Source organism: Hwanghaeella sp. LZ110 (genome assembly GCF_048892525.1).
Classification (GTDB): Bacteria; Pseudomonadota; Alphaproteobacteria; order UBA8366; family Aestuariispiraceae; genus Pacificispira.
Window position 1 is genome coordinate 1 of sequence record NZ_JBLZHT010000031.1, and the last position, 741, is coordinate 741.

The 741-nt window shown below is 47.5% G+C and carries 1 protein-coding gene; it reads right to left on the reverse strand.

The genetic code is table 11. The annotated features are described in order from the left end of the window. Positions 1–696 (reverse strand): hypothetical protein (locus tag ACOSDM_RS20065; protein ID WP_420726311.1); only part of this gene is annotated, 696 nt, incomplete at its 3' end. Positions 697–741 lie beyond the last annotated feature (45 nt).

Below are 741 nucleotides of genomic sequence, written 5' to 3' on the forward strand. Positions count from 1 at the left end.
GGCACCACCAATGATGGGTTGTTGGTAGAACACTGCTGGGTTTGTCAAAGCAAGTTGGTTGAATGGCAGCAATTGTTGCAGTTGTAAGAGGGTGCCAGCGTTAGGCGCAGCGTGCTGGTAGAACGGCAACAACTGTGGTTGTGTCAAGAAGGTAGCAGGGCTCACACCAGCTAGCTGGCTGAATGGTAGTAGTTGTTGCTGCTGTAAATAAGCAGGAGAGTTCAATGCTGCCAGTTGGTTGAATGGAAGAAATTGCTGGGGGTAGGCAGCAGATAGCTGGCTGAATGGTAGTTGTTGTTGTTGCAAATAAGAAGCAGAGTTCAATGCAGCTAGTTGGTTGAATGGAAGAAACTGCTGTTGCTGAGAGTAGGCAGCAAGGTTTGCTAGCACAAGTTGTTGTAGTTGTTGTGCCCTGATGTTTTGTGCCAATAAATGCACCAAAGGTAACTGCTGTAATAGGGCTGATGATTGTTGGAGGAACAAGGGTGATAAAGGTAAGATGCCAGCTGCGATTGCCTGTTGGATCCTGTAGGGTTGAAGAATTGGGTTTTCACATACCGAAGACACCGCTGGTGAGAGGTACGGGGGAAGAAGGGAAGCTATAGGAGCTTGTGAGCATTGCGGGAAAATGGTCGCCGTAGCAGCACTTGCAGAAAGACCAAGGAGCATAAGGAGGCAAAATATTTTGGCTGCCATTGTTGGTACACTATTGTGCTTTCTATGTTGCTAGTTGGTCTCAAT